Annotated in this window: 22 protein-coding genes; 12 read left to right on the forward strand and 10 right to left on the reverse strand. The window is 70.0% G+C overall.

The genetic code is table 11. The features are described from left to right. Positions 1-304 precede the first annotated feature (304 nt). Positions 305-1441, forward strand: coding sequence for a PHP domain-containing protein (locus ACFV6H_RS18090; RefSeq protein WP_385542825.1), 1137 nt, complete (start codon positions 305-307; stop codon positions 1439-1441). 43 nt (positions 1442-1484) lie between these two features. Here the strand turns inward: ACFV6H_RS18090 and ACFV6H_RS18095 are convergent, their stop codons facing one another. The 4 genes from ACFV6H_RS18095 to ACFV6H_RS18110 all read right to left on the reverse strand — a co-directional run bounded on the left by ACFV6H_RS18095 (position 1485) and on the right by ACFV6H_RS18110 (position 4992). Then, complete coding sequence (locus ACFV6H_RS18095) at positions 1485-2159, reverse strand: HAD family hydrolase (RefSeq protein ID WP_385542828.1); 675 nt, start codon at positions 2157-2159, stop codon at positions 1485-1487. Between the two features lie 156 nt (positions 2160-2315). After that, the gene (locus ACFV6H_RS18100) at positions 2316-3044 is read right to left on the reverse strand and encodes an SRPBCC domain-containing protein (protein WP_385542830.1); all 729 of its coding nucleotides are present in this window, start codon (positions 3042-3044) and stop codon (positions 2316-2318) included. 102 nt (positions 3045-3146) lie between these two features. Then, the gene (locus ACFV6H_RS18105) at positions 3147-3836 is read right to left on the reverse strand and encodes an ArsR/SmtB family transcription factor (protein WP_385542833.1); all 690 of its coding nucleotides are present in this window, start codon (positions 3834-3836) and stop codon (positions 3147-3149) included. Between the two features lie 91 nt (positions 3837-3927). Beyond that, positions 3928-4992: an NAD(+)/NADH kinase gene (locus tag ACFV6H_RS18110; protein WP_385542836.1), complete on the reverse strand. Its 1065-nt coding sequence runs from the start codon at positions 4990-4992 to the stop codon at positions 3928-3930. A 327-nt stretch (positions 4993-5319) separates the two neighbouring features. Between ACFV6H_RS18110 and ACFV6H_RS18115 the strand changes: the two genes are divergently transcribed. Beyond that, positions 5320-6309, forward strand: coding sequence for a DUF2382 domain-containing protein (locus ACFV6H_RS18115; RefSeq protein ID WP_385542839.1), 990 nt, complete (start codon positions 5320-5322; stop codon positions 6307-6309). Between the two features lie 125 nt (positions 6310-6434). Here ACFV6H_RS18115 and ACFV6H_RS18120 read toward each other — a convergent pair whose 3' ends face one another. After that, positions 6435-6845: a cupredoxin domain-containing protein gene (locus ACFV6H_RS18120; RefSeq protein ID WP_385542842.1), complete on the reverse strand. Its 411-nt coding sequence runs from the start codon at positions 6843-6845 to the stop codon at positions 6435-6437. 34 nt (positions 6846-6879) lie between these two features. Further along, positions 6880-7518 carry a hypothetical protein gene (locus ACFV6H_RS18125; RefSeq protein WP_384984238.1) on the reverse strand — a complete coding sequence of 213 codons (639 nt, stop codon included), beginning with the start codon at positions 7516-7518 and terminating at the stop codon, positions 6880-6882. A gap of 498 nt (positions 7519-8016) precedes the next feature. Between ACFV6H_RS18125 and ACFV6H_RS18130 the strand changes: the two genes are divergently transcribed. Continuing rightward, the gene (locus ACFV6H_RS18130; RefSeq protein WP_093598146.1) at positions 8017-8601 is read left to right on the forward strand and encodes a TMEM165/GDT1 family protein; all 585 of its coding nucleotides are present in this window, start codon (positions 8017-8019) and stop codon (positions 8599-8601) included. An 83-nt stretch (positions 8602-8684) separates the two neighbouring features. On the opposite strand, the gene ACFV6H_RS18135 is transcribed toward ACFV6H_RS18130, so the two are convergent. Further along, positions 8685-9761, reverse strand: coding sequence for an ABC transporter substrate-binding protein (locus tag ACFV6H_RS18135; RefSeq protein WP_385542846.1), 1077 nt, complete (start codon positions 9759-9761; stop codon positions 8685-8687). 31 nt (positions 9762-9792) lie between these two features. Between ACFV6H_RS18135 and ACFV6H_RS18140 the strand changes: the two genes are divergently transcribed. From ACFV6H_RS18140 to ACFV6H_RS18160, 5 genes are all read left to right on the forward strand, one after another. Next, positions 9793-10917, forward strand: coding sequence for a FecCD family ABC transporter permease (locus ACFV6H_RS18140; RefSeq protein ID WP_385542849.1), 1125 nt, complete (start codon positions 9793-9795; stop codon positions 10915-10917). Positions 10918-10922: 5 nt separating this feature from the next. Further along, the gene (locus tag ACFV6H_RS18145) at positions 10923-12074 is read left to right on the forward strand and encodes a FecCD family ABC transporter permease (RefSeq protein ID WP_385542852.1); all 1152 of its coding nucleotides are present in this window, start codon (positions 10923-10925) and stop codon (positions 12072-12074) included. A 61-nt stretch (positions 12075-12135) separates the two neighbouring features. Further along, complete coding sequence (locus ACFV6H_RS18150) at positions 12136-12537, forward strand: DUF6153 family protein (protein ID WP_385542855.1); 402 nt, start codon at positions 12136-12138, stop codon at positions 12535-12537. A gap of 89 nt (positions 12538-12626) precedes the next feature. Beyond that, on the forward strand, positions 12627-13310 hold the full coding sequence (locus ACFV6H_RS18155) for a DUF305 domain-containing protein (RefSeq protein ID WP_385542858.1): 684 nt from the start codon (positions 12627-12629) through the stop codon (positions 13308-13310). A 166-nt stretch (positions 13311-13476) separates the two neighbouring features. Further along, on the forward strand, positions 13477-14034 hold the full coding sequence (locus tag ACFV6H_RS18160) for a DUF4396 domain-containing protein (RefSeq protein ID WP_385542861.1): 558 nt from the start codon (positions 13477-13479) through the stop codon (positions 14032-14034). 12 nt (positions 14035-14046) lie between these two features. Here ACFV6H_RS18160 and ACFV6H_RS18165 read toward each other — a convergent pair whose 3' ends face one another. Beyond that, on the reverse strand, positions 14047-14892 hold the full coding sequence (locus tag ACFV6H_RS18165) for an oxidoreductase (protein ID WP_384987622.1): 846 nt from the start codon (positions 14890-14892) through the stop codon (positions 14047-14049). Positions 14893-15115: 223 nt separating this feature from the next. Between ACFV6H_RS18165 and ACFV6H_RS18170 the strand changes: the two genes are divergently transcribed. From ACFV6H_RS18170 to ACFV6H_RS18185, 4 genes are all read left to right on the forward strand, one after another. Next, positions 15116-16015: a LysR family transcriptional regulator gene (locus ACFV6H_RS18170; RefSeq protein WP_385542864.1), complete on the forward strand. Its 900-nt coding sequence runs from the start codon at positions 15116-15118 to the stop codon at positions 16013-16015. Positions 16016-16159: 144 nt separating this feature from the next. Further along, positions 16160-17032: an NAD-dependent epimerase/dehydratase family protein gene (locus ACFV6H_RS18175; protein ID WP_385542867.1), complete on the forward strand. Its 873-nt coding sequence runs from the start codon at positions 16160-16162 to the stop codon at positions 17030-17032. A 38-nt stretch (positions 17033-17070) separates the two neighbouring features. Next, positions 17071-17982: an NAD(P)H-binding protein gene (locus ACFV6H_RS18180; RefSeq protein ID WP_385542870.1), complete on the forward strand. Its 912-nt coding sequence runs from the start codon at positions 17071-17073 to the stop codon at positions 17980-17982. Between the two features lie 363 nt (positions 17983-18345). Then, positions 18346-20010 (forward strand): hypothetical protein, encoded by a 1665-nt coding sequence (locus ACFV6H_RS18185; protein WP_385542873.1) that lies wholly within the window; start codon positions 18346-18348, stop codon positions 20008-20010. 72 nt (positions 20011-20082) lie between these two features. Here the strand turns inward: ACFV6H_RS18185 and ACFV6H_RS18190 are convergent, their stop codons facing one another. Beyond that, positions 20083-22116: an NB-ARC domain-containing protein gene (locus ACFV6H_RS18190; protein WP_385542876.1), complete on the reverse strand. Its 2034-nt coding sequence runs from the start codon at positions 22114-22116 to the stop codon at positions 20083-20085. 495 nt (positions 22117-22611) lie between these two features. Beyond that, positions 22612-24222 (reverse strand): putative glycoside hydrolase, encoded by a 1611-nt coding sequence (locus ACFV6H_RS18195; protein WP_384987603.1) that lies wholly within the window; start codon positions 24220-24222, stop codon positions 22612-22614. Positions 24223-24331 lie beyond the last annotated feature (109 nt).

Genomic DNA, 24331 nt, shown 5'->3' on the forward strand with positions numbered 1-24331 from the left:
CACCCCGCCGCCACGCCGGCAGCCGTCCACTCCTTTCACCGCCAACACCCGGCGGCCTGGACGGCGATCGTCCGGCCGAGAGGCATGGAACGGCCGACAGCCGCCCACCAGGTTCCGCCTGAGGCGCGTCGTCCGGACTCCTTACGGCGGGAGGCGTGCGCGTCGTCTCACCGGGCCACGGTGAACGACGGGCAACGGTCGAGGCAGGCCCCGCGGCACATCCCCCGTCTGCGGGGCCTCGCCATGCGCGGCGCCGGAAGGGCGCGGACAATGGGCGGGACGCGACCGACACGCTGGGGGCGCCATGGATCCGGTGGAGGCTCTCGACAGGATCGCCTTTCTGCTGGAACGCTCACTGGCCGAGACCTATCGGGTACGGGCGTTCCGTACCGCCGCCGAGGCGGTGGCGGGCATGTCTCCCGACGAGGTCGCACGGCGCGCCGCGGCCGGCACGCTGGGCCGGGTGCCGGGCATCGGACCCAAGACGGCACAGGTCGTCGAGGAGGCGGTCGCGGGTGCCGTCCCCGGCTATCTGGCACGGCTGGAGCGGGAGGCCGGAGCGCCGCTCGCCGACCACGGGCAGGCTCTGCGCGCCGCGCTGCGCGGCGACTGCCATCTTCACTCGGACTGGTCGGACGGCGGCAGCTCCATCGAGGCGATGGGACGGACGTCCGCGGCGATCGGCCATGAGTGGGCCGTGCTCACGGACCACTCCCCCAGGCTCACCGTCGCCCGAGGTCTGACGGCCGAACGGTTGCGCGAACAGCTCGATGTGATCACGGAGCTGAACGAGCGGTGGGCGCCGTTCCGGCTGCTCACCGGGATCGAGTGCGACATCCTGCCGGACGGTTCGCAGGACCAGGAGCGGGAGCTGCTCGACCGGCTCGATCTGGTGGTCGCGTCGATGCACTCGAAGCTCCGGATGGACTCCGCTCCGATGACCGCCCGGATGATCACGGCCGTACGCGATCCGCTCACCGATGTCCTCGGGCACTGCACCGGACGTCTGCTGACGGCGCGCCGGGGAACGGGCCGCCGGGACCGGCGCGAGGGCGGCAGGCCCGAGTCGGAGTTCGACGCGGAGGCGGTGTTCGCCGCCTGCGCCGAATCCGGTACGGCGGTGGAGATCAACAGCCGCCCGGAACGGCTCGACCCGCCACGTCGGCTGCTGCGCGAGGCGGTCGCGGCCGGAGTCTTCTTCGCCGTCGACACGGACGCCCACGCGCCGGGACAGCTCGACTGGCAGCTCCTCGGATGTGCGCGGGCGGAGGAGTGCGGCGTACCGGCGGAACGGATCGTCAACACCTGGACGGCCGAGCAGCTACGGGAGTGGACACGGACCCGGGAGGCGCCGTCCCGGGAGGCGCCGTCCCGGGAGGCACGGTCCGGGGAGGCCGGACCGCAGGAGGCCGGGTCCCGCGAGGCCGGGTCCCGGGAGTGAGAGCGGCCACGGGCCGGGACAGCCGCACCGGCTCGCGCGCCGCTCAGCGGCCGTCGAGATCCGCGAACAGGCTCGTGTCGAGACGGGCCAGCAGCGCGGTCGGGTCCTCGTAGACCGCCGTGGCGCCCGCGGACTCCAGCGCGGTACGCGGAATACCGCCCGACAGCAGGGCGACGGCGCGGACACCGGCTCTCGACGCCGCCTCCATGTCCCAGACGGTGTCCCCGACGAACACCGCGCGCTCGGCGGACGTCCCGGCCAGTTCCAGCGCCCGGTGCACCGGATCGGGCGCGGGCTTGCCCACGGCGGCGCCGTTCGAACCGACCGCGGCCGTGATGACCTCGTCGGCGTCGAGCGCACGACGCAGCGCGGTCAGTTCGGCCTCTCCGGCCGAGGTGGCGAGTACGACGCGCCAGCCGCGGTCGTCCAGTGACCGCAGCAGATCACCCGCGCCCTCCAGGGCCGGCAGCCGGTCGAAGTAGGTCGCGTACAGCGTGGTGTGCGCGGCGCTGATCACGGCGTCCTGATCGCGGTCCCGCTCGTCGCCGAGCAGATGCGCGATGAGTTCGCCGGCGCCCAGTCCGATCGAGTGGTGGATCCCGGACATCGGCACCGTGTGACCGGCCTGGCGGAACGCCTCCCACCAGGACGTCACATGGAGGTGGTTGGTGTCGACAAGTGTTCCGTCGACATCGAACAGTGCCGCGCGTGTGGCCATGGGTGTCGCTCCCGTTCGGTCAGGGCCCCAGGGGCCCGGGCCTGGAGCAGCGCCTCGATCATGCCGTCTCTCCCGGCCGCGACGCCCTCATCCCGTACCGCTTCGGCGCGTCTTCGGCGTACCCGCGCCCCGACCCGTAGACAGGGCGGACAGGGCCTACGCGAAGACTCCGTCGATCCAGTTCTGCCACGCGCCCTCGATCCGCTTGGCGTCGGCGTCCGGAGCGAAGTCGTGCACGCTGATGCCGACCGGCGCGCCGAAGTGGTTCCTGCCGAAGAGCCGGTACATCGCCGTTTCGGTGCGCAGCCCGACGAAGTACGGATTGCGGTAGTCGAGGACGGCGTCCACGGCGCCCACTGCGGGCAGCTCGACGCGTACGGTGGCGCCCTCGGCCGCGTCGTCCGGCAGTCCAAGACCTCGGCTCGCCACCTCGAACGCGCCGGGCGCGTTGGAGGCCGCGGGACCGTTGGTGGTCGCGAACGTGACGGGCCGTCCGGCGAAGTGCAGCAGATACTGGCGCAGGGTGTGCAGATAGAAGTCGGTGTGCTTGTTGGCACCGTCGTACTGGTTGTCCCAGTCGTCGACGAGGATCCCGCTGTGTACGTAGCGCACCCAGGAACCGCCGCCCTCACGGGGCTCGATGCGATGGTCGAGCTGGTTCAGCGTCTGCTGGTCGATGCCCTCCACGTTCTCGGTCCGGGCGGTCAGCCGGCGCTGCGGTTCCCATGCGGTGATGGTGCCGCCGTGCGGTGCCGCGCCGCCCTCACGGCCTTCGTACTCCATGGGCCACAGCCAGGCCCCCGTACCCGTGGTGATCGCTTCCCAGACCTGCTCGGGGCTCGCGTCGACCTCGAACTCGCGGACGATCTCGAATTCCTTGGACATGATGTGGTGACTCCTCAGGCGCGCCGGTGCGCGTAGACGTTGTGCTGAATGCTCGCTACCGAAGTGACTCGGACGGGACGACGAGGACAGGGCCCGGCTCTCTCATGACGCCTCTTCGATGGAGGCCGGGCCGGTGGTCACCGGCGCGGCGCCGTCCGGCGGCGCGCCGCCACCCACTGTCACAGAGCCTTCCGCTGTCACGGAGGCGGCCGGTTTGACGGTGGGATGGAGCGCCACGACGATCCGGTGGTCGCGGCCGGACTCGGCGTGCTCGTCGTGGTACTTGGCGATCAGCGCGCCGACGCCACGCGTCAGCTCCTCCACGAACGCGGCGCGGTCGGCCGCCGAGCCGAAGCGCACCTCGCCGTCGAGCGCATAGGTCGCCAGTCCCTTGCGGGCCTTCGTCGCTCCGGTGATCAGCGCGCCCACGTCCCGTACGAGCCGCGCCGCGACCGCCAGCAGCCAGCGCGCGGAGAGCTGGTCGCGGAAGCGGCCCGGATCGGGCTGCACCGCGGCCAGGGCGAGCGGCGAGATGACGTACGAGGCCGCCGTGGCCCGCATCAGCCGCTCGGTGACATTGCCCTTCCTGCGCTCACCGGCCAGCTCGACCAGTCCGTGCCGCTCCAGCGCCTTCAGGTGGTAGTTGACCTTCTGCCTGGGCAGCCCGACACGCCCGGCCAGCATCGTCGCCGACGCGGGTCCTGCGGCCAGCTCGGCGAGCAGCCGGGCCCTCATAGGATCCAGCGAGACGGCTGCCGCCGCCGCGTCCTCGATCACGGTCACGTCCAACATGGCTCCACCGTATCCACCGACAACTATTTTTGTCCAGAGCGTCTCAGTTGTCGGCGAGACCAGGTCCGGTCGCACCTCCGGAACGGGCGGCTCAGGAGCGCGACGGAGGCGGCGGCAGCCGTAGATGGGCCAGATCCGCCGGAACCGGGCTGTCGGGCCGGAAGAGCGGTGCGGACTCCCCGTCGGGAGCGGTGGCGGGCGCGTCGGCGAGCCGGAAGCGGTCGCGCAGCCTGGTGTAGAAGTCGGTGGGCCCCAGCCGGATCAGCCGCAGCCGGTACTGGGCACCGTACACACCGACCCAGTCCCCCGGATCCAGCACTCCGCGGAGCTGGCCGTCGATGCTCAGCGCCGCCTCCCCGGAATGCGGCAGGACCCGTACCGCCACCGGCTCGTCGGGAGCGGCCACGACCGTACGGTCGAAGGTCATGTGCGGTGCGACCGGCGTGAAGACCACGGCGTCCATGTGCGGTGAGAGCACCGGACCGCCGGCCGCGAAGCTGTACGCGGTCGAGCCGGTGGGAGTGGCCACGATGACACCGTCCGCGGAGTACGAGGCGAGGAGCCGGCCCGCGATATAGATCCCGAGATTGACCTGCCGGTCCCGGGCGAGCTTCTCCAGGACGACATCGTTGACGGCGACGATGTCCAGCGCCACGCCCCAGCCCTCGCCCTCCGTGGTGTCGGGCCGGACATGCGGCGGCGGCAGCGCCGGACCACGTCCGTAGCGGAGCAGCGCCTCCACACCCGACGGCATCTCCAGCGCGCGCGAGGCCCGCATGGTGAGCGTCATCCGCTCCTCGACCGCGGCCCGCCCTTCGTGGACGGCGTCCAGCGCGCGGGTGACCTTGTCGGCCGGGACCTCCGTCAGAAAGCCGACGCGGCCCAGATCGACTCCGAGCACGGCGGCGCCGTTCTCGGCCGCGATCCGCGCACCACGCAGAAAGGTCCCGTCGCCGCCGAGAGTGACGACGAGGTCGGGGTTGCCCGCCGAGAACGCCTCCTCCTGGCTGTCGTGGCGCGGTTCGTGCGCCTTCCAGACATCGATCTCCTTGTAGGGGATGCCGCGCGCGTCGCACCAGGTGTAGACGGCGCGGGCCGCCTCGACGGCCTCGGCCCGGCCGTGGTGGACGACGAGACCGATACGTTTCACAGCCATGTTCGCGCTCTCCGTACTCCGTACCTCACGAAACTCCGTACCTCACGAATCCGTACCTCTCGTCCGGCGCTCTCGTCCGGTGCACGTCCGCTGCCCGGAATAACCCGGATCAATTACCTAATATTCACCCGAATGGCGGATATCGGGAACCGGGCACCATCCACCGTGACCGCTGCTCGGACGGCGGACGGGACCGAAACGGCGTGTAGCCCCAGGTCTCCCCCGGTTGCCACCGGTGCCGGACGGAGGCGCGATGGAGTCGTGCGCGCCTGACCGTGAGGGGCCAATCCCGCAGACGCGCTTCCCCCACGCGAGGAGTGATCGCTGATGTCAGCCGATGGCGTGTTCAACGACCCCAGCAGGCTCACGGGGCTGCCCGTGTACGACAAGGACGGCGACAAGATCGGCAACGTCGGCCAGGTCTATGTGGGCGACCGTACGGGCCGCCCGGAGTGGGTGACCGTGAAGACCGGTCTGTTCGGTATGAACGAGAGCCTCGTCCCGCTCACCGGCGCCCGTCGCGCCGGGGAGGACATCCATGTCCCTTACGCCAAGGAGGCCGTCAAGGAGGCACCGCGTCTCGCGGCCGACGAGCATCTCGACCCGGGCCAGGAGAAGCAGCTCTACGAGCACTACGGCCTGGCCACCACGGGTTCCGGTCTCGGCATGGCCGAGAGCGCGGGTACTCCGGCCGCGACGGCGGGGACGCGGACGGGGACCGGCGCGGAGGCCGGTACGGTCTCCGGCCCGGGCATGGGTACGGGCGCGCGCCCCGGTGTGTCCGCCGGTGCCGGCATGCCCGCGGAGCCCGCGCCGGCCGCCGCGGGAGGCCAGGGACGGCCGATGGCGGGGATGCGCGGAGCCGAGTCGGCCGAGGGCAAGGAGGCGCAGGGCGAGGAACTCATCCGGTCCGAGGAGCAGCTCCACATCAGCACCGAGGAGCACGAGGTGGGCCATGCGCGGCTGCGCAAGGTCGTCGTGACCGAGAGCGTGACCACGTCCGTGCCTCTCAGCCATGAGGAGGTCCGTGTCATCCATGAGGCGATCGCGCCCGAGGACCGTTCCCGTATGGGCCGCTCCCCCATCAGCGAGGCCCAGACCGAGGTGACCCTGCACGCCGAGCAGCCGGTGATCAGCAAGGAGACCATTCCCGTCGAGCGTGTGCGTATGGAGACGGAGAAGGTGACCGAGCAGAAGGAGGTCTCGGCCGACGTCCGCAAGGAGCAGATCGAGTACGACACCGACCAGACCGGTCGGACCGGCGGGACCGGCGGGACCGGCCAGGACTTCGGCGGCAAGCGCGGCTCCCGGCACTGAGGCGCGCCGACGGCTCCTGACCTACGCGCCCCCGCCCTCCACGCCATGTGTGGCCGGCGGGGGCCAGGCCTGTCCGGGCTGCGGGTGGTGGGTGGTGATGATCGATGAGGGCGTCGGTGGCGGAGTCAGCGCACCGTGAGCGTGCCCTTCATGAAGGGGTGGATGGTGCAGATGTACGGGTACACACCGGCCTTGGCGGGAGCGGTGAAGGTGACCGTCCTGCCCGCGTCGACGGTTCCCGTGTCGAAGGCCTTACCGGCGGTCGCGGTCACGGTGTGCGCGGTGTCGTCCTTGTTGGTCACGGTGATCCTCGCGCCCGGTGCCACGGTGAGGGCGGCGGGCATGAAGGTGAAGTTGTCGATGGTGACCTGGTCCTGTCCACCGCCGGACGGGGCGGCCGAGCCCGGGGAAGGCCTGGTGGAACCGGCCGGCTTGCCGCCGCCGCTGCTGTGGGAACAGCCGACCAGGGCGGTCACGCAGACGGCGGCAAGTATCACGGCCAGGGGTGTCCGGCCGGTGCCGTGCGGGAGTGGCATGGCTTCTCCGAGCCGTCGGGCCCATGGACGGCGGTCAGTAGTCGCTGGAGGTGGTACCGGGGCTGGCGCCCTCACTGGGGCTCTCGCTGGCACTCGCGCTGGGACTGGTGCTGGAGACCGGCGTGGTGATCGCCTTGCCCGCGGTGTCGACGACGTACCACTTGGCGCCGAAGGCGGTCAGGCCCTGGCCGTTGGTCTCGCCGGGCTTCTTGTCGCCCTCGAACCGGTACAGCGGGTGGTTGTTGTACGTGACCTGCTTGGTGCCGTCGCTGCGGGTCGTGGTGGAGAGCAGGTTCGCCTTCACACCGCCCGTGCCGGCCTTGGGCGAAGCGCCGGAGGTCTCGAGTCCGGGAGGCCATTCCTTGGCGCAGCCGTCCTTGCAGGTCGACTCCTTGGTCTTGTCGGCCTCGAAGAGGTAGAGCGTACGGCCCTTGTCGTCCACCAGGATCGTTCCGAGCGGCCCCTTCTTGGCGGAGATCGTGCCCACCTCGTCGGACGGGTTCACCGACGGGCTCACTGTTCCGGACGGGGTGGTCGGGGCCGCCGCGAAGTCCGCAGGTGCCTCGGCCCGGGACTCGGAACCGCTGTCGCCGTTGTCCGAGCATCCGACGAGCGCCGCGGCGCACAGCACGGCGGCTGCCACGGCGCTGGCTGTCCTGGTGTTGCTCCTCATGAAGGCTCCTCAGATCCGGCCGCCCCAGGGGCAGCACTCCGACCGCCAGATCGCGGCCACAGCACCCACTACACGACAGACCCGGATACCGGGCCACCGGGCAGGGCCGTCCGGAGTACGGCCACGGCGGCGTCTGCCGTACGCGCGCGATGGAGGCGGGCCGTACGCGCGTGGGCGAAAGCGGCTGTACGCGCGTGGTGGAGGCGGCGCGCGGCAGGCCTGGCGGCCCGCTGCCGTACCGGCTTCGATCACTCTTCCGGGGGTGGGGTAGTCTGGGTGACCGCGAAGGGGAGTAGCCCCGCGAACCGGTCGTCGACACACTGGAACCCCAGGGTTCCCGGTGGCCGGGCCCGTCTCGGCGGGTGGGCGAGACCTTCGGTCAGGCATTGACGTACCCGTGTCCCGCGGGTGCACCGTCGTGCCGGGCCGAGTGGTCCTCCTGCTCCTCACGGCGCTTCGCGAAGACCCGGGTCCGGCCCTCAGAGAAAGCCACCCGGAATGTCTCTCGACCCCCTGGCGATCGTCACCGCCTTCGGGCTGATCTTCCTTGCGGAGCTCCCCGACAAAACCATGTTCGCGTCCCTGGCCATGGGTACGCGTATGCGTCCGCTCTATGTCTGGTTCGGCACATCGACGGCGTTCCTCGTCCATGTCGCCATCGCCGTCGGGGCGGGCAGTCTGATCGGGCTGCTTCCCGGCTGGACCGTCAAGCTCGTCTCCGCGCTGCTGTTCGCGTTCGGTGCCTTCATGCTGCTGCGCGGTGGAGGCGGCGACGAGGACGAGAAGGCCGGGACGAAGACCGTCACCGGGTTCTGGCCGGTCTACTCGACCGCCTTCATGGCCGTGTTCATCAGCGAGTGGGGCGATCTGACGCAGATCACCACCGCCAATCTCGCCGCCAGTAACGGCACCTGGTCGACCGCGATCGGTTCGGCCGCCGCGCTGATGTCGGTCTCCGCGCTGGCGCTGCTCGCGGGCCGTTTCATCGCCACGCGTGTCCCCCTCAGGACCGTCCAGCGCATCGGCGGGCTGTGCATGCTGGGCCTCGCCGTCTGGTCCGTCGTGGAGATCTTCGTGGGCTGACGGCCTGATGGAGCAGCGGTCCGCACCGCCACGGCGGTACGGACCGCGGTACGGACCGCTGCTCAGCGTTTGTCAGCGCTTCGTCAGCCCTTCGGGACCAGATGCTCCTTCAGTACGGCGAGCACGTCACGCGCCGCCGTGGGGCCGGTGTTGAGATAGAAGGCGTCGTCGTCGACCGGGATCGCGGTCTTCCCGACGACGGCGGACAGCGTCGGCCACAGCGGTGCGCCGGTGAGCGCCGAGGTTTTGGATCCGGCGCCCTGGACTCCGTAGAACAGCCAGTCGGCGTCGGCCCGGTCGAGCTGCTCGTTGCTGATGTCCTCCGACGTCTCGTCGAAGCGCTGGCTCTCGGGCCGGCCGAGCGCCGCGTCCTCGGCGATGCTGCCGGTGAACGAGGGCACACCGAAGACCCGCAGACGGTCTCCGTTGAGCCGTAGGAAGGACACCGTGACCGGCTTGCCGACCGCCTTGCCCAGTGCGACGGCGTCGGCGTGGAACTCGTCCAGGAACGACTGCGCCCGCTCGGTCCTGCCCAGCCCGTCGGCGACGAGCAGGAAGTCCTGCTTCCAGTAGAGCCCGGTGCCCTGGGTGGCGATGGTGGGCGCCAGCTCGCTCAGCGCGGTGTAGAGGCCCTTGGCGTTCTTGCCGGCGATGTTCATCAGGATCAGATCGGGCTTGATGTTGGCGATGGTCTCCAGATCGGGATCCACCCGCGAGCCCACATCGGCGACCTTCGCCAACTGGGCCGCGTGCTGCGGGAAGTCCTTGATCAGATAGCCGGGTACGAGGTCCGCGCCGTCGCCCCGGGTCGAGCCGACCGGCACGGTACCGAGCGTGAGCAGCGCGTCGGCCTGGCCGGTGGAGATGACCACGACCTTCCTGGGCTCGGCCCCGATGGTGGTCCTGCCCTCGAAGTGGCCGACCGTACGCGGGAATTCACCGTCCGGTTTGCCGCTTCCCATGCCCTTGGGCACGGCGCGTGGCGCGGTGTGGGTGGAGGCGGCCGAGGGCGCGGCGGTGCCCTTGTCGGCCGACGCGGCGGTGGCGGAGTCGGCCGAGTCGGCGGAACAGCCGCTGAGCAGCAGGGCGCCGGCTACGGCGAACCCGCTGACGACACGGGTGAGATGGAGACTGAGATGAAGATCACGGAAGCGGTACACGATCGCTTAGCTTAGGCTTCCCTAAGTGTCGATGAGTAGGTATGACAGTGATGCAATAGATCACACATCCGGAGGTACGCGCTCCGCGGCCCGGAAGCCGCCGGACGGCGAGCGGAAGCCCGATGACGCACGGGCCGCCGGTCCACGGAAACGCGGGCTGCGGCGCGGGCGGCTGTTCGTCGCGCTCGTGGTCTGTCTCGGTGTCGTACTGCTGCTCGTCCTGGTCAGCCTGGGAGTTGGCGCGCGGAGCATCCCTCTGGAGACCGTGTGGCGCGTCCTGCTGCATGACGACGGAAGCCCGGAGGCCATCATCGTCCGGCGGCTGCGGATGCCTCGTACCGTCCTGGCGGTCGTCGTCGGCGCGGCGCTCGCGCTGGCCGGTGTCGTCATGCAGGCCATCACCCGTAATCCGCTGGCCGAGCCGGGCATCGTGGGAGTCAACTCCGGTGCCTCCTTCGCGGTGGTGGTCGCGATCGCCGGGTTCCACATCACCAGCGTCTCCGGCTACGTCTGGTTCGCCTTCGCCGGGGCCGTGCTGGCCGCCCTGCTCGTCTATACGCTCACCTCCGGCGCGTCCCGTAGCCACCAGCACACCCGGCTCGTACTGGCGGGAGCGGCGCTGTCGGCGAGTCTGGGCGCCTGTACGGGCATCCTCACCATGTTCAACACGGACGCGTTCGACTCGTACCGGTTCTGGGTGGTGGGCGCGCTGGAGAACCGCGGTACGGAGGCGCTGACCGCGGCCGTCCCGTTCGTCGCCGTCGGAACGCTGATCGCGCTCGCGCTCGGCCCGTCCCTGAACGCCCTCGCGCTGGGCGACGAGACCGGCGCGGCGCTCGGGCTCCGGGTGTCCTGGGTCCGTGCGGCCGGATTTCTCTCGATCATGCTGCTGTGCGGCGCCTCGACGGCCGCCGCGGGACCGATCGGCTTCGTCGGACTGGTCGTTCCGCATGTTCTGCGGCTGATCCTGGGGCCCGATCTGCGTCGGCTGCTGGCCTTCGCCCTGCCGGGCGGTGCCATCCTGCTCCTAGTCAGTGATATCGCGGGACGGGTGATCGCTCCGCCGGGCGAGATCGAGGTCGGTATCGTCACCGCGTTCGTCGGCGCTCCCGCGCTGCTGTGGCTCGTCGTCCGTCGGAGGGCGGTCTCCTCGTGAACACCATGAACACCGCGAAGGCCCCGGACGGCCCGGCTTCCCGTCGCTCGGCCACTCGTCGCACCCGTACTCGTCACACCGCCACGCTGAGCACCGCCACGCAGGGCACCGCCGCCGCCCCGACCCGGGTACTGCGGCTCCCGGGCGGACTCGCGCTCCGTTACTCGGGGCGGACCGCCGCCGTCATGGCCGTACTGGTGCTGGCCTGCGCGGCGGTGTGGGCGGTGACCATGTTCACCGGTACCTACCGGATCGGTACGGGCCAGATCCTCGACGTACTCATGGGAGGCGGCTCCGGCACCGACCGGTTCATCGTCGTCGGCCAGCGGCTGCCGCGCGTCTGTGCCGCACTGCTGGTCGGGGCGGCGCTCGGACTGTCCGGTGCGCTGTTCCAGAGTCTGTCGCGCAATCCGCTCGGCAGTCCGGACGTCATCGGGTTCACCACCGGCTCCACCAGCGGCGCACTCGTCGTCATCCTCGCGGGCGGCGGCACGGCGGGGATCGGGGTCGGCGCGGGCTCGGTGCTCGGCGGTCTGGTCACGGCGGCGGCCGTGTACGGATTCACCGCCACGCGCGGAGTCTCCGGCAACCGGCTGGTACTTGCCGGTATCGCTGTCGGCGCCATGCTCGCGTCGGTCAACGACTACCTCATCACCCGGGCCGATCTGGAGTCGGCGGAGAGCGCCAAGGCCTGGACGTTCGGCAGCCTCAACGCCGTCTCCTGGCCGCAGGTCACACCGCTGGCCCTCGCCCTGCCGGTGCTCGCGGTGGCGGCCCTGGCCGTCGGCAGACCGCTGCGGCTGATGGAGATGGGGGACGACACGGCGGGCGCGCTCGGCGTGAACGTCGCGCGGGTCCGCGCGGTCGGACTGCTGCTCGGTGTCGCCCTGGCCGGCACGGCCATCGCCGTCGCGGGCCCCATCGGCTTTCTCGCGCTGGCGGCGCCTCAACTCGCCCGCAGAGTCACGCGGTCGCCCGGTGCTCCGATCGGACCGGCCATGGTCACCGGAGCGCTCCTCCTCGCCACGGCCGATCTGCTGGCCCAGCGGCTGCTCTCTCCGTTCCAGATCCCGGTGGGCCTGGTCACCGGCGCCCTCGGCGGGATCTATCTGCTGTGGCTGCTGTCGAGGGAGAGAAGCAGTGCGCGCCCGCAGTGATCGGACTCGCCCGGGTTATCCCAGATCACATGGTCAGCTGTGCGGTGTTTACGATGAGCACATGAGATGGCCAGCGCATGGCGCGAACCGGCCCTGGCGGGTACGGGGTCTTCCGCTGCTGGTGCTGGCGTTGGTGGCCGGAGTGCTGGCGATGCACGGTCTGGCACCGGTCGCCATGACGGCGACCGCCGCGCACAGCACGCCGACGTCCGCCCATGTCATGCCGGCCGGAGCGCGGGACTGCGCGCATCCGGACCATGGGGGCGGCGGCCATCTCGATCACGCGGACCGCACCTGCGCGGCGGCCGGTACGAGTACCGGGCCCGCGCTGTCCGCCCTGACCGGCTCGACCTTGCCCTCCGGCCTCGCCGATCCGGCGACCACATCGCAGCGGACACCGGGGGCGGCGCCGGACGACCGGGCTCCGCCGTCCCTGAGCGAACTGCAACTCCTGCGCATATAGGCCTGCCCCGCGGCCGAGCCCATACCTCGGGCCATCGGCCACTCGTGGCATGCCCTCATCCCTCTTCTTCGCACAGGAGTCGCTTCACCATGACCTCATTCCGTCATTCCGCTCGTTGTCCCGCTCGCCCTCTCGCTCTCCATCTCGCCCGCAGGACCGCGACCGCCGTGGCCGTGGTCGGCGCTGCGCTGGCACTCGCCGCATGCGGCGGCAACGACGACGGTTCCACGGCACGCTCCGGACACTCCGGCCACGGCAACGGATCGTCCTCCTCCTCGGCCTCACCATCGGTGTCGGCACCGACGGCGGACGCGGCCCACAACGCCGCCGACACGGCATTCGCGCAGGGCATGATCCCGCACCACCGGCAGGCGATCGAAATGGCCGATCTGGCCACCACCCGAGCCTCCTCGGCGGAGGTCATGACGCTCGCCTCCGAGATCAAGAAGGCACAGGACCCGGAGATCAAGACGCTGTCCGGCTGGCTCAAGGGCTGGGGCGAGCAGGTGCCGGCCGACGACACGGACCACTCCGCACACACCATGTCCGGAATGATGAGCGAGGACGACATGTCCACGCTGGAGAACGCGTCCGGCGCGGCATTCGACACCGCCTTCCTGAAGCTGATGGCCAAGCACCACGAAGGCGCCGTCACCATGGCCAAGACCGAGCAGTCCCAGGGCGCCAACCAGGCCGCCAAGGACCTGGCCGGCCGCATCGTCACCTCCCAGAGCGCCGAGATCACCCGCATGAACGGGCTTCTCGACAGCTAGCCGGCGACAGTCCCGGGACCGGCGGAACGAGGTCCCGGCCGGGGGCCGCGCCCGAGGCGCGGTCCCCGGTTCCCCGGCCGGCGCAGCCTTTGGAATACCCCTGGGGGGTATATCGTTCGGATGGGAGAACGAGAACGGCAGATCACATCCGACGGAGGGTTTCGCCATGGACCACCACCACACGCACCACGCGCAAGACCCGCAGACGCACTCCGCGCACAGCGAGCAGAGTGGGCGGAGTGGGCACGGCGAGCACTCCGGCCACGGTGGTTCCAACGGCTCCGGCGCGGGCGCCGGTTGGCGTATCGCCGCCCGGGCCACACTCCACTGCCTCACCGGCTGCGCCATCGGCGAGGTCCTGGGCATGGTCATCGGTACGGCGGCCGGCCTGTCCAACGGCGCGACCGTCGCCCTGGCCATCGCCCTGGCGTTCGTCTTCGGTTACGCGCTGACCATACGAGGCGTCCTCGCCGCCGGACTGCCCGTGCGTCAGGCGCTCAAGGTCGCGCTCGCCGCGGACACCGTCTCCATCGCCGTCATGGAGATCATCGACAACACCGTGATGCTCACCGTCCCCGGCGCCCTGCACGCGGGCCTGACCAGCGCTCTCTTCTGGAGCGCCCTGGCCTTCTCACTCGCCGTCGCCTTCGTCCTCACCGTACCGGTCAACCGGTGGTTGATCTCCCGCGGCAAGGGCCACGCCGTGGTCCACGCCTACCACTAGCACGGAGGCGCCCTAGCGCCCCGCGCCGCCGTTGTGGGCCGTCGACAGGGCCAGTTCGCGCCACTGGGTGAGTTCCTCGGCGACCAGATCCAGTTTGGCCTGGACCCGTTCGACGGAGTCGGCTCCCAACTGGAGCCGGCTCGGCGGGTCGGCCATGGCGGCGAGGGTCACGATGGCCTCGGCGGCCTTGACCGGGTCGCCTTCCTGGGCGTGGTTGCTCTCCTCCGCCCACCGGCGGGTACGGCCCACCGTATCGGCGTAGTCGGGGATGACCTGTTCCACGCGGTGCAGCGAGGTGGGGTCGAGGAAGTCCGTGCTGAAGACGCCCGGCTCGACAACCGTCGTGAGGATCCCGAGAGGCAGCAGTTCGGCGCGCAGGGACTCGCTCAGGCCCTCGACGGCGAACTTCGTCCCGGCGTACACGCCCCAGCCGCTCCCCGCGGCGAAGCCGCCGACCGAGCTAATGTTGATGATCCGGCCGGCGCGCTGTCGGCGCATCACCGGCAGTACGGCGCGGGTGACGGCCAGCAGACCGAAGACATTGGTCTCGAAGACCGCCCTCACCTCGTCCGCCGACGCCTCCTCGACCGCTCCCAGCAGCCCGCGTCCCGCGTTGTTGACGAGGACGTCGATCCGGCCGAAGCGCTCCACGGCGGCGTCGGCGGCCTGCCGCGCCTGCTGCTCGACCGTGACATCGAGCGGCACGGCCAGCAGCCGGTCGCCGCCCGTCGGCAGCGCGTCATGGACGGTCCGTGGAGCGCGGGCGGTCGCGACGACCGCGTCTCCGCCGTCGAGGACCTTCCGCGCGATCTCCAGCCCGAATCCACGGGAAGCACCGGTGATGAACCACACCTTCATACTCATGACGAACCTCCTGATGACCTGCCGGCGACCTGCTGACGACCTCCTGCTTGCCCGGGCACCGTCGCCCTCGCCATGACCGTGCCCGCTCCCCGGCCGGGACTCTCAGCATGGCGGGCGGGACGGCCCGCTGCTCGTCGGAGCCGTCGGGCCCGTGCGACCACGCCGCCGAGGGAGCCCGGTGATACCTTGGAGGTATCACTGTTGAGTGGAGGCGCGCATGGACGTCGACCTGCGGAAGATCCGCTATTTCGTCGCCGTCGCGGAACAGTTGCACTTCGGCCGTGCGGCCGAGGAACTGCATATCGCTCAGCCTGTGCTCTCGCGTCAGATCAAGGCGCTGGAGAGCGAGCTCAAGGTCCAGTTGTTCCGCCGTGACCGGCGCAGTACGGAACTGACCTCGGCCGGCGAGCAGTTGCTCGCCGATGCCCGTCCGCTGCTGGCGAGCGCCGCGGCGATGCGGCGCAGAGCCGTGCGGGCCGCGCGTGTCGCCGATACGTTCACCGTCGGGTTCATGCCCGGCCTGATCGTGACGGACGCCGTACGGACGCTGGCCGGCCGTCATCCCGGCCTCGACATCGAGGTGGTGCGCACAAGCTGGGAGGACCAGGCCGATGCCGTACGGGACGGTCGCGTGGACGTCAGTTACGTTCGGATGCCGATCGATCCGGCCGGGCTGGAGACCGTACCGCTGCTGACCGAACAGCGGGTCGTCGTACTGCCGGGCGACCACCGGCTGGCCGGCAAGGAGAGCGTCGGCATCGCGGATCTCGTGGATGAGCATTTGCTCCAGAATCCTGACGCGGTCCCGGAATGGCGTGACATGGTCGCGGCCCGGGGCGGCCGGGAACGGCGGAGTCAGCCCTTGATCCATACGACCGAGGAGAAACTCGAACATGTCGCCGCTCGGCGCGGCGTCGTCGTACTGCCGCTGTCCGCCGCGATGTTCTACACCCGCCCGGACATCGGCTACGTCCCGGTGGACGACATTCCTCCGAGCCATGTCTGTCTGGCCTGGGCAAGCGGTCGTCACCATGGACTGGTCGAGGAGTTCACCGGGATCGCCGTCGACTCGGCCGGCCGAGTCCGGGCAAGCGGTGAGGTCGCCACGCAGCCCTGATGCCCCGGAGGTATCACAGACGCCGGATCAGGTCTTGGACGGCGCTGCGGGTATCCCGGCACAGTCGAATACGTAAGAGATTCGACCCGACCGATACCCGCCGATACCCGGCCGGTACTCGACCGACAAAGGATTCCGATTCCCATGAAGGTATTCATCACGGGCGGCTCCGGCTATGTGGGCAAAGCCACCGTCAAAGCGCTGATCCGACAGGGCTTCGAGGTAACGGCCTTGGCACGCAGTGACCGGTCCGCGCATTCCGTCGAAACTCTGGGCGCCACTCCGGTCATGGGCGGGCTCACGGACACCGGAACACTGCGCGCGGCGGCAGGCGAGGCGGACGGTGTCATCCATCTCGGACAGCACTACGGCGCCGACACCGCCGCCGTCGACTCCGCGGCGTCACAGGCGCTGCTGGACGGTCTGGGAGGGCGCGGAACGTACGTACACACCGGTGGTGTATGGGTCTACGGAAATACGAATGGTGTCGCGGACGAGAACGCGCCGCTGAATCCGCCACAGCTCACTTCCTGGCGGCTCAGGAACGAAGAACAAGTACTGGCCAGGGCCTCCGACGGAAGCCGGCCCGTCGTGGTGATGCCAGGACTCGTCTACGGCCACGGAGAAGGCCTCATCAAGCAATTCCTCGTCGACCCGGGGCGTGACGAAGGCATGGTTCTCTCCATCGGCGACGGCCACAACCACTGGGCACTCATCCATGTCGACGACGTGGCGGAACTGTACGTCCTGGCCCTGAGCGCGCCCGCCGGATCGGTCTACGCCGGTGTGAGCGACCAGAACATCCCGCTGTCCCGGATCGCCCAAGCCGTGGCCCAGGGCGTCGGCCGTGCCGGACACATCACTGCCCTCTCCCTGGAGGAGGCGGAGGCCCGAATGGGCCCGATCGCCGAGGCGTTCGCACTCGACCAGCGGTTCACGGGCGCCCGCGCACGCAAGGAACTCGGCTGGACACCGACGCGGCTCGACGCCCTCACGGACCTCGCGGGGGCACACTGACCCGGACACCTTGAGGGACACCTTGAGAGGCGGTACTCATGGACAGCGAAGCGAAGTTCCTGGTGACCGGTGCGGCCGGTGCCGTGGGCGCCGTAGGGCGCCGGGTGGTGGAGCTCCTCCGTGAGCAGAAAAGATCCGTTCGCGCGCTGGTCCATCGGGAGGATGAGCGGGCCGACGCGTTGCGGCGCACCGGGGCCGAAGTCGTCGTAGGGGATCTGACGCGTGCCCGCGATGTGCTCACCGCTCTCGACGGCTGCGAGCGCGCGTTCTTCTCCCTGAGCGTCTCACCGAGATATCTGGAGGCGGCGGTGACAACGGCAGCCGCCGCGCGCGAGTACGGAGGCCTGGATCTCCTTCTCGACATGTCCCAGATGACCGTCTCGCAGATGAGCCTGGCGAGCACCGCCGAATCCGACCAGCAACGCCAGCACTGGCTCGCCGAGCAGATCTTCGACTGGTCGGGCCTTCCGGTGACCCATGTCCGGCCGACCGTGATGATGGAGAATCCGCTCTTCACCACCGTGGCCGCCGCCTCCGTGGCGGAGTACGACAGCATCCGTCTCCCTTTCGGCGACGGCCGGACCTCACCTGTCGCCGCCCAGGATGTGGCGGAGACGGTCGCCGCTCTGCTGTCCCGGCCCACGGGCCGAACACGGCATGTGTACGAGCTCACGGGCGGCGCGTCCCGGGACCTGACGGAGATCGCCGCGGAATGGTCGCTCGCTCTGGGGCGGACCATCACCTATACGGATGTGCCGTTCGAGGAGTGGGAGAACAACGAGCTGCGAGCCCTGGGTCTCCCGGATCATCTGCACAATCACATCGCCACGATGGCGCGACTGCACGCGGCGAACAGATACGACCGGGTCAGCCACGACGTAGAGGAGATCACCGGCCATGCTCCCCTGAGCTGGCAGGACACCCTCCTCAGCCGGCAACAGCGCCCGTGACGTCGAGTGTGCCGAGGCAGTCGACCGGCGCGGCCCGCGGACGGTCCGCGTCGCTTCCACCAGCGGCCCGTTCCCAGCCCAGTACACCGAGCGATACCGTGGAGGGTGCCACTACCAGATAGTTGAAAGGTTGAATCGCGGCTTGCTATCCGCTACAGATGATTGCCGCGATCCGCGATCCGCGATCCGCGATCCGCGATCCGCGATCCGCGATCCGCGATCCGCGATCCGCGATCCGCGATCCGCGATCCGCGATCCGCGAGGATGCTTGTCCTCGCGTTACCGACGGTTGCGATCCGGTAGGCATGCGGAGTAGCCGAGGCAGCTGTGGCTAGTAGCGCGCGTCCACCGCTTCGCGTACCCGTGGGCCGCGACGCCGAGCGGTGGCGCACTTTCCAAGGCACGAGGACCGTCGCGGTTGCCGCCCGCACCGTCACCTCCACCGTACGTCTGCTGGAAACGCTGCCGGCTGTCGTCCGCGGCGACAGCCGGGTCACGGTGGTGTTCGCGTACGACTCCACCTCCGCGTTCAGCGCGGGGGTTCTTGATCTCCTCAAGGACGCCGGCTGCCGGATCCTGCCGTGGACACAACTGGCCGACGTATCGCCCGATCTGCTGATCTCAGCCAGCGAGAACATCGACGTGCCGCCGGGCGACTGGCCGGTGCTGGTGCTTCCGCACGGCATCGGCTTCCAGAAGATGGTGCCGGACTCGCGCGCGGAGGGTGTACGTCTCTCCGGTCTCGTGCCGGACACGCTGCTGGATTCGGGGCGCGCATGGCTGGCGGTCTCGCATCCCGATCAGGAAAAGCAGCTGATCACAGCACGCCCCGAGACTGCCGGCCGAACCGTGCTGATCGGGGATCCGGTTCTCGACGAGCTACGGGCGAGCGCGTCCCACGCCAGGGTCTATCGCGAGGCGTTGGGCCTGGCCCGCGGACAGCGGCTCGTCGTGCTCAGCTCGACCTGGGGCCCTACTTCCCTCCTGGGGCGGGACCCAGGGCTGCCCGCGCGACTGCTGGCGGCGTTGCCGTACGACGGCTACCGTCTGGCAGCGGTCATCCATCCCAACGTCTGGGCGGGGCACGGAGCTTGGCAGATCCGCACGCTCCTGGCCGACGCCATGGACGCGGGTCTGCTGCTGATGCCACCCGTGAACACCTGGCGGGCCGCCCTGGTGGCGGCCGACTGCGTGATCGGCGACCACGGCTCGGTGACGCTCTACGGTGCCGCGCTCGGCAAGCCGATCCTGCTCGGCGCCTTCGGCAGCGACGCGGTGCCCGGAACGGCCATGGCGCGGCTCGGCCGTGCGGCACCGCGTCTCGATCCTCGCGCTGATGTACGACGGCAGATCGAGACGGCCCTGGACACGCACACACCCGACCGCTTCGCCGACATCGTGGCCGGAGCCTTCTCCCGTCCCGGCCACGCCCTGGCCCGGCTGCGGACCACCGTCTACGGTCTGCTCGGTCTGACCGAACCGGGCGGGACCCCGCCGCCGGTGCTTTCGCTGCCACGGCCGGATCTGCCGGTCGCCGAGGTCACGTCCTGGCTGGTGAGAACGTCCGTGGAGTTTACGGACGGACGCGCGGTGGTCACCGCTCACCGCTGCCCGTCCGCTGTCAGCGACGGGGAGAGCTCCGACGAAGCTCCTGGGGAGTTCATTCATCTCGCTGCCGACGACCATGAGCGGGACGCCCGGGTCAGCGAGAGTTCCTCCGTGTTGCTGCGGCGCCAGGCCGCTCCCACCTCGGTGGCGGCACTGCGCTGGATCCGGGAGGTACTCGACCGCTATCCCGGCAGTTATCTCGCGGGAACCGCGGTGGCAGGAGCCGGTTACCTCGTGGGCATTCGCGACGGACGTGTGGTCGAGGTGTCCATCACCGGCCCGGCCCTGGACGCCGGGCTTCCCGCCTCGCTGGTTTACGCCTGCCTGCGTGGGCGCATCCCGCTGGACGCCACTGTGACCTTGCGGGCCGACGGTGTTCACGAGACGGACGCCGTTCTGCGCCTCCGTACCCGCGGGTGAGTACCCGTACGTACCCGCAGATAAGTACCCGTACCGTCGCCCGCCCGGTCAGCGGCCTTTCATGTCAGTCTGTCAGTCTTCGGAATCCAGCTGCTCCAGCCGTTCTCGCAGGGCCTCCGCTTCCGGGCTTCCGCCGGCCTTGTAGACGGCGAAGGCGCGCTGGAGATGATCGCGTACCACCGTGCGAGGACCGCCGCTGCGCTCGATGATGTCGGCGAGCCTGACCCGGGCCCGGGCCTCATAGTGGCTCGCGCCCAGATCGTGGAGGATCACGGCGGCTTCTCCGAGAGAGCGCAGCGCCAGGGCGGTGTCGCCCAAGTGCTCCTGGACGGCGCCGATCGCGGCCAGTGCACGGGCCGCCATCCGCGGGTCGGGGCCGTCCGGCAGATTCAACAGGCTCCGATGAGCCTGCCGCAGGGTCTCCAGAGCCCTTTCGTGGTCGCCCTGGGCGTCCTGCGCGCAGCCCAGGAAGTACGTGACGATGGCCACACCACGCGGCAGGTCCGCCTCGATGTTCAGTGAGACGGACCGCCGGTACGCCTCGATGGCACGAGCCGTGTCGAAGCGGTCCCAGTAGCGCCCGTAGAACTCCTGCACGGACGCGCTCAGCGCCATGTTCCCGGCGATGTCCGCGCGGGCGACCGCCGTGTCCAGTTCCTCACGCGCGCGCTCGTACTCGCCGAGATCCATCAAGGGACGGGAGAGCAGACTGCGCAGTCGTGCCTCGGCCTCCGGTGCCCCATCGGCCGCCGCCGCCCGTGCGCCGAGTTCCAGTGACTCCTTCCAGTCCACCAGATGCCTGCGGTGCAGGAACAACACCGTGAACGCCTCGGCCAGTTGCCATACAAGGGTGTGCAGTCCGCTGCGTGCGGCCTCCCGGAGAACGGCGAGGATGCCGGACCGCTCTGCTTCGAGCCAGTCGAGCGGGGCAGGTGCGTCTTCGGCTCGGAACGGGTCCGTGACGCCTTCCAGCAGACCGGACAGCTCGGCCACGCGCAGCCGGTCCTCACGCACCGCGCGGTCGGCCAGGGCGGTCAGCACCAGGTAACGCGTGATGACCCGTTCCAACTGCGCGAGTTGCTCCGCCGCGGGCTCCTCGGCGGCAGCGCGTTCCCGGGCGTGCAGCCGCACGAGACCATGCATCCGGAATCGGCCGTCGGGCCGCACATCCAGCAGGTTCGCCTCCTCCAGCGCCTCCAGCAGCGGCTGCGCGGTGGTGATGTCGAGCCGGGCCGCGACGGCCGCGGTCGCGGTGTCGAAGAGCCGTACGGGCAGCCACCCCAGCAGCCGGTAGAGCCGGGCCACATCGGGAGACAGGTCTCGGTAGGCGAGTCCAAGGACCGCGGACACCGAATGCTCTTCGCCTCGTAAGGACATCCCGGCCAGCCTCCGTGTCTCGTCCGCCAGTTCGTCCGCCAGGACGGACAAGGTGAGCCGCTGGTTCATCTGCAGCCGGGCGGCGACCACATGCAGGGCCACCGGCAGACCGCCGCACAGGTCCACCAGCCGCCGGGCGGCGACTTCGTCCGCCAGGACGGTGTTCCCGCAGCGGTCGGCGAGGAGCCGTACTCCGCTGTCGGTGTCCAGCGGCTCCACCTGCATCAGGTGGGCGCCGTCGAAGGCGGCCAGTTCACCCAGCCGGCCGTTGCTCGTCACCAGCACGACGCTGCCGGGGCCTTTGGGTACCAACGGTCTGACCTGGGCCGCTCGGCTGACACCGTCCAGCACGACCAGCAGTCGGCGGTCGGCGGACTGCCGGCGGTACAACGCGGTACGTTGCTCAAGCGTCGCGGGCAGATACTCGTCGCGGACCCCGAGGTCGCGCAGACAGATACCCAGGGCCTCGGACACATCGGCGCCGGCCTGTTCCCGCAGCGGCGCGAAGTCGACGTACAACTGCCCGCCGGGGAACTGCCGGCGGGACGCCTGCGCCCACCGGGACACCATCGCCGTCTTGCCGACACCCGGGAGCCCGCTCAATGCTCCCATCCGCACGGGAGCGCCGGCGTCGGCGTCGTCGGCACCCTCGCCGTCGGCACCGAAGCGACCGTCCAGTTGTGAAAGATCAGCCGCGCGGTTGATGAAACGGACCGTCAGCGGGGGCACTTGATCCGGCTTCCGTCCCGATCCCGGCTCAGACGCCGGCGCCACGTGGAAGTGGATCCCGCCGTGCACATCTCCCGCCTGTACGACCGGACCACTGACGTTCCCGGACACGTCGTTGCGGACCTGCGGTGCCCGACGGTCGGATCCTTCGTACCGTCCTTCCCCGCTCACAGTGACTCCGCATCCGGCCCGGTGGTGCCTGCGCCTGACGCCGTTGCGCCCGATGAAGCCAACTCCGCCAATTCGGTGTCCAAAGCGAACCCCTCACCACACAAGCCGCTGAATCGTCGGCTCCCACCGTAGAGCGTAGGGAAGGGCGAGCGAGCCTCGACAGAGCCGGTCGGTCGGCGGCCGGGACTTGCGGGTCGTTCAGCGGCTGGGGAGGCGAACTGGCGATCTGCCGCGAGTTCGCCTCAACTGCCAGGAACCGCACCGCCTCGAAGCCGCGATCACGAGGCTGCCGTACACCTATGCCACCGGGTCTCACCGGCCGCGTCAGTGTGCGGCGATCTGCTGGAGCGCCGCGCCCTGGTAGCGGGCACCGGCGTTCCAGAGGATGAAGGAGTCCATCTTGTTGGCCGCCGCGGCCTTGATCTGTTCGGCCACCTGGGTCGGCCCGTAGGTGCTGCCCATCGAGAAGTCCTGGAGCCACGGAACGATCGCGGTCTGGGTGCCCTTCGCCTGGCGGGCGAAGTCGGCGAGCGAGCGCTGCACGATCGCGTACGGGGCGGTGTCGGGGTTGGCGACGCCGTACTCCCCGGGTCCCCAGTGGGACGGGTAGACCATCGGCGCGATGTAGTCGCTGACCTTGACCAGGGCCGCGATGTCCTGGGCGATCTCGGTGGGCCGGGTGGCGGCGATACCGAAGACCGAGACACCGAGGTACTTGGCGTGCGGGCGGATCGCGGTCCGGGTGTCGGCGACGAACGAGGTGATGGCCTGCTCCGGCGTGGCGGACCCGATGCCCGGGAAGCGCATCTTCGACAGCGGGCCGTCGGGGCGGCGCACGTAGTCGTAGAGGATGTCGTCGAAGCCGAGCTGAGCCGCTTCGACGGCGAGGTCCTGGTTGTACTTGCGGACCGTGGGGTCGGCGAAGTTGGTGAAGGCCAGCTTTCCGTAGTGGCCGCCGCCGGCGTAGGGCTGTCCCTCGGGAGTCAGTACGACCTGGTCGCGCTTGCCGGCCTTCCAGGCCGCCGTGGCGAGCTTGGGGTCGCGGAAGGCGACGATACGGCCGATGACCTGGGCACCTGCGGCGTGGATCTCGGCGATCGCCTTGCGGGCGTCGTAGTAGCCCTTGGCCGCGCCGATCTGACGGGCCAGCGCCACCTGGGAGGCGTACCCGACCTCGCCGTCCTCGTCCTTGACGTCCAACTGCACGGCGTTGAGCTTGCCGCTGCGGACCAGGGCGAGGATGTTGCCGCGCAGAGTGTCGTTGCCCCAGCCGATGGCGGTGATGTGCGCGGCGCGGATCATGGGACGACGGCCCCGGGCGTTCACGGCCTTGGTGGTGGTGTTCCCGGCGCGGTCCGCTGCGGTGACGTTCACGACGGGTGTGCCCTTGGGTACCGTGATCTTGAAGGTCCCGCTCTTGTCGACGGGAACCTCCTTGCCGTCGACGGTCACCTTGGCGTCGGTGCCGGCCTTGCCGGTGATGGTCACGGAGTCGGCCGTGCTCTTGATCTCGGGGTCGGTCACCTTCAGGACGGGAGCGGTGGCGTCCACGGTGAAGTCCACGACCTCCCGGTACGAGAGCAGCGGGACACGGCTGTCGCCCTTCACCACCAGGGTGTGCTTGCCCTCGGCCAGACGCGGGAGAGCGAGCTTCAGACGGGCGCCGTCAGCTATGACGGGGACCACCGCGCCGTCGAGGGTGGCACGCACCTTCTCCGGACTGCCGGCCGCTCCGGCGTCGAGGTAGGCGCTGACCTGTGCGGCCTTGGGCCCGTTGAGGACGGCGCCGTCGGCGAGACCCTGCACGCCCGGTCCCAGTGCGAGAAAGGTCCAGCCCACTCCCGCCAGTCCGAGCGCCCCGGCCGTCGCTATCAGGGCGCGCCGGCGGAACGGACGGGGACCGTAGGAGGAGGCGGAGTTGGATATGTATCTCATGGCCATCGTGGCGTCCTTCATGCCGTGGTCGGGTGGTTCCTCCATTGATTGCCACACGGCGTGTCGTTCCTACCGTTCTGACGGTATTTCACACGAAAGGCCGTGTCCG

It is taken from the genome of Streptomyces sp. NPDC059743 (assembly GCF_042732975.1).
In the GTDB taxonomy this organism is placed as follows: Bacteria; Actinomycetota; Actinomycetes; order Streptomycetales; family Streptomycetaceae; genus Streptomyces.

Bases quoted from the DNA above. Each gene is read 5' to 3' on its own strand.
- ACFV6H_RS18090 (WP_385542825.1), top strand. From the start codon at position 305: ATGGATCCGGTGGAGGCTCTCGACAGGATCGCCTTTCTGCTGGAACGC.
- ACFV6H_RS18095 (WP_385542828.1), bottom strand. From the start codon at position 2,159: ATGGCCACACGCGCGGCACTGTTCGATGTCGACGGAACACTTGTCGAC.
- ACFV6H_RS18100 (WP_385542830.1), bottom strand. From the start codon at position 3,044: ATGTCCAAGGAATTCGAGATCGTCCGCGAGTTCGAGGTCGACGCGAGC.
- ACFV6H_RS18105 (WP_385542833.1), bottom strand. From the start codon at position 3,836: ATGTTGGACGTGACCGTGATCGAGGACGCGGCGGCGGCAGCCGTCTCG.
- ACFV6H_RS18110 (WP_385542836.1), bottom strand. From the start codon at position 4,992: ATGGCTGTGAAACGTATCGGTCTCGTCGTCCACCACGGCCGGGCCGAG.
- ACFV6H_RS18115 (WP_385542839.1), top strand. From the start codon at position 5,320: ATGTCAGCCGATGGCGTGTTCAACGACCCCAGCAGGCTCACGGGGCTG.
- ACFV6H_RS18120 (WP_385542842.1), bottom strand. From the start codon at position 6,845: ATGCCACTCCCGCACGGCACCGGCCGGACACCCCTGGCCGTGATACTT.
- ACFV6H_RS18125 (WP_384984238.1), bottom strand. From the start codon at position 7,518: ATGAGGAGCAACACCAGGACAGCCAGCGCCGTGGCAGCCGCCGTGCTG.
- ACFV6H_RS18130 (WP_093598146.1), top strand. From the start codon at position 8,017: ATGTCTCTCGACCCCCTGGCGATCGTCACCGCCTTCGGGCTGATCTTC.
- ACFV6H_RS18140 (WP_385542849.1), top strand. From the start codon at position 9,793: ATGAGTAGGTATGACAGTGATGCAATAGATCACACATCCGGAGGTACG.
- ACFV6H_RS18145 (WP_385542852.1), top strand. From the start codon at position 10,923: ATGAACACCGCGAAGGCCCCGGACGGCCCGGCTTCCCGTCGCTCGGCC.
- ACFV6H_RS18150 (WP_385542855.1), top strand. From the start codon at position 12,136: ATGAGATGGCCAGCGCATGGCGCGAACCGGCCCTGGCGGGTACGGGGT.
- ACFV6H_RS18155 (WP_385542858.1), top strand. From the start codon at position 12,627: ATGACCTCATTCCGTCATTCCGCTCGTTGTCCCGCTCGCCCTCTCGCT.
- ACFV6H_RS18160 (WP_385542861.1), top strand. From the start codon at position 13,477: ATGGACCACCACCACACGCACCACGCGCAAGACCCGCAGACGCACTCC.
- ACFV6H_RS18165 (WP_384987622.1), bottom strand. From the start codon at position 14,892: ATGAAGGTGTGGTTCATCACCGGTGCTTCCCGTGGATTCGGGCTGGAG.
- ACFV6H_RS18170 (WP_385542864.1), top strand. From the start codon at position 15,116: ATGGACGTCGACCTGCGGAAGATCCGCTATTTCGTCGCCGTCGCGGAA.
- ACFV6H_RS18175 (WP_385542867.1), top strand. From the start codon at position 16,160: ATGAAGGTATTCATCACGGGCGGCTCCGGCTATGTGGGCAAAGCCACC.
- ACFV6H_RS18180 (WP_385542870.1), top strand. From the start codon at position 17,071: ATGGACAGCGAAGCGAAGTTCCTGGTGACCGGTGCGGCCGGTGCCGTG.
- ACFV6H_RS18195 (WP_384987603.1), bottom strand. From the start codon at position 24,222: ATGAGATACATATCCAACTCCGCCTCCTCCTACGGTCCCCGTCCGTTC.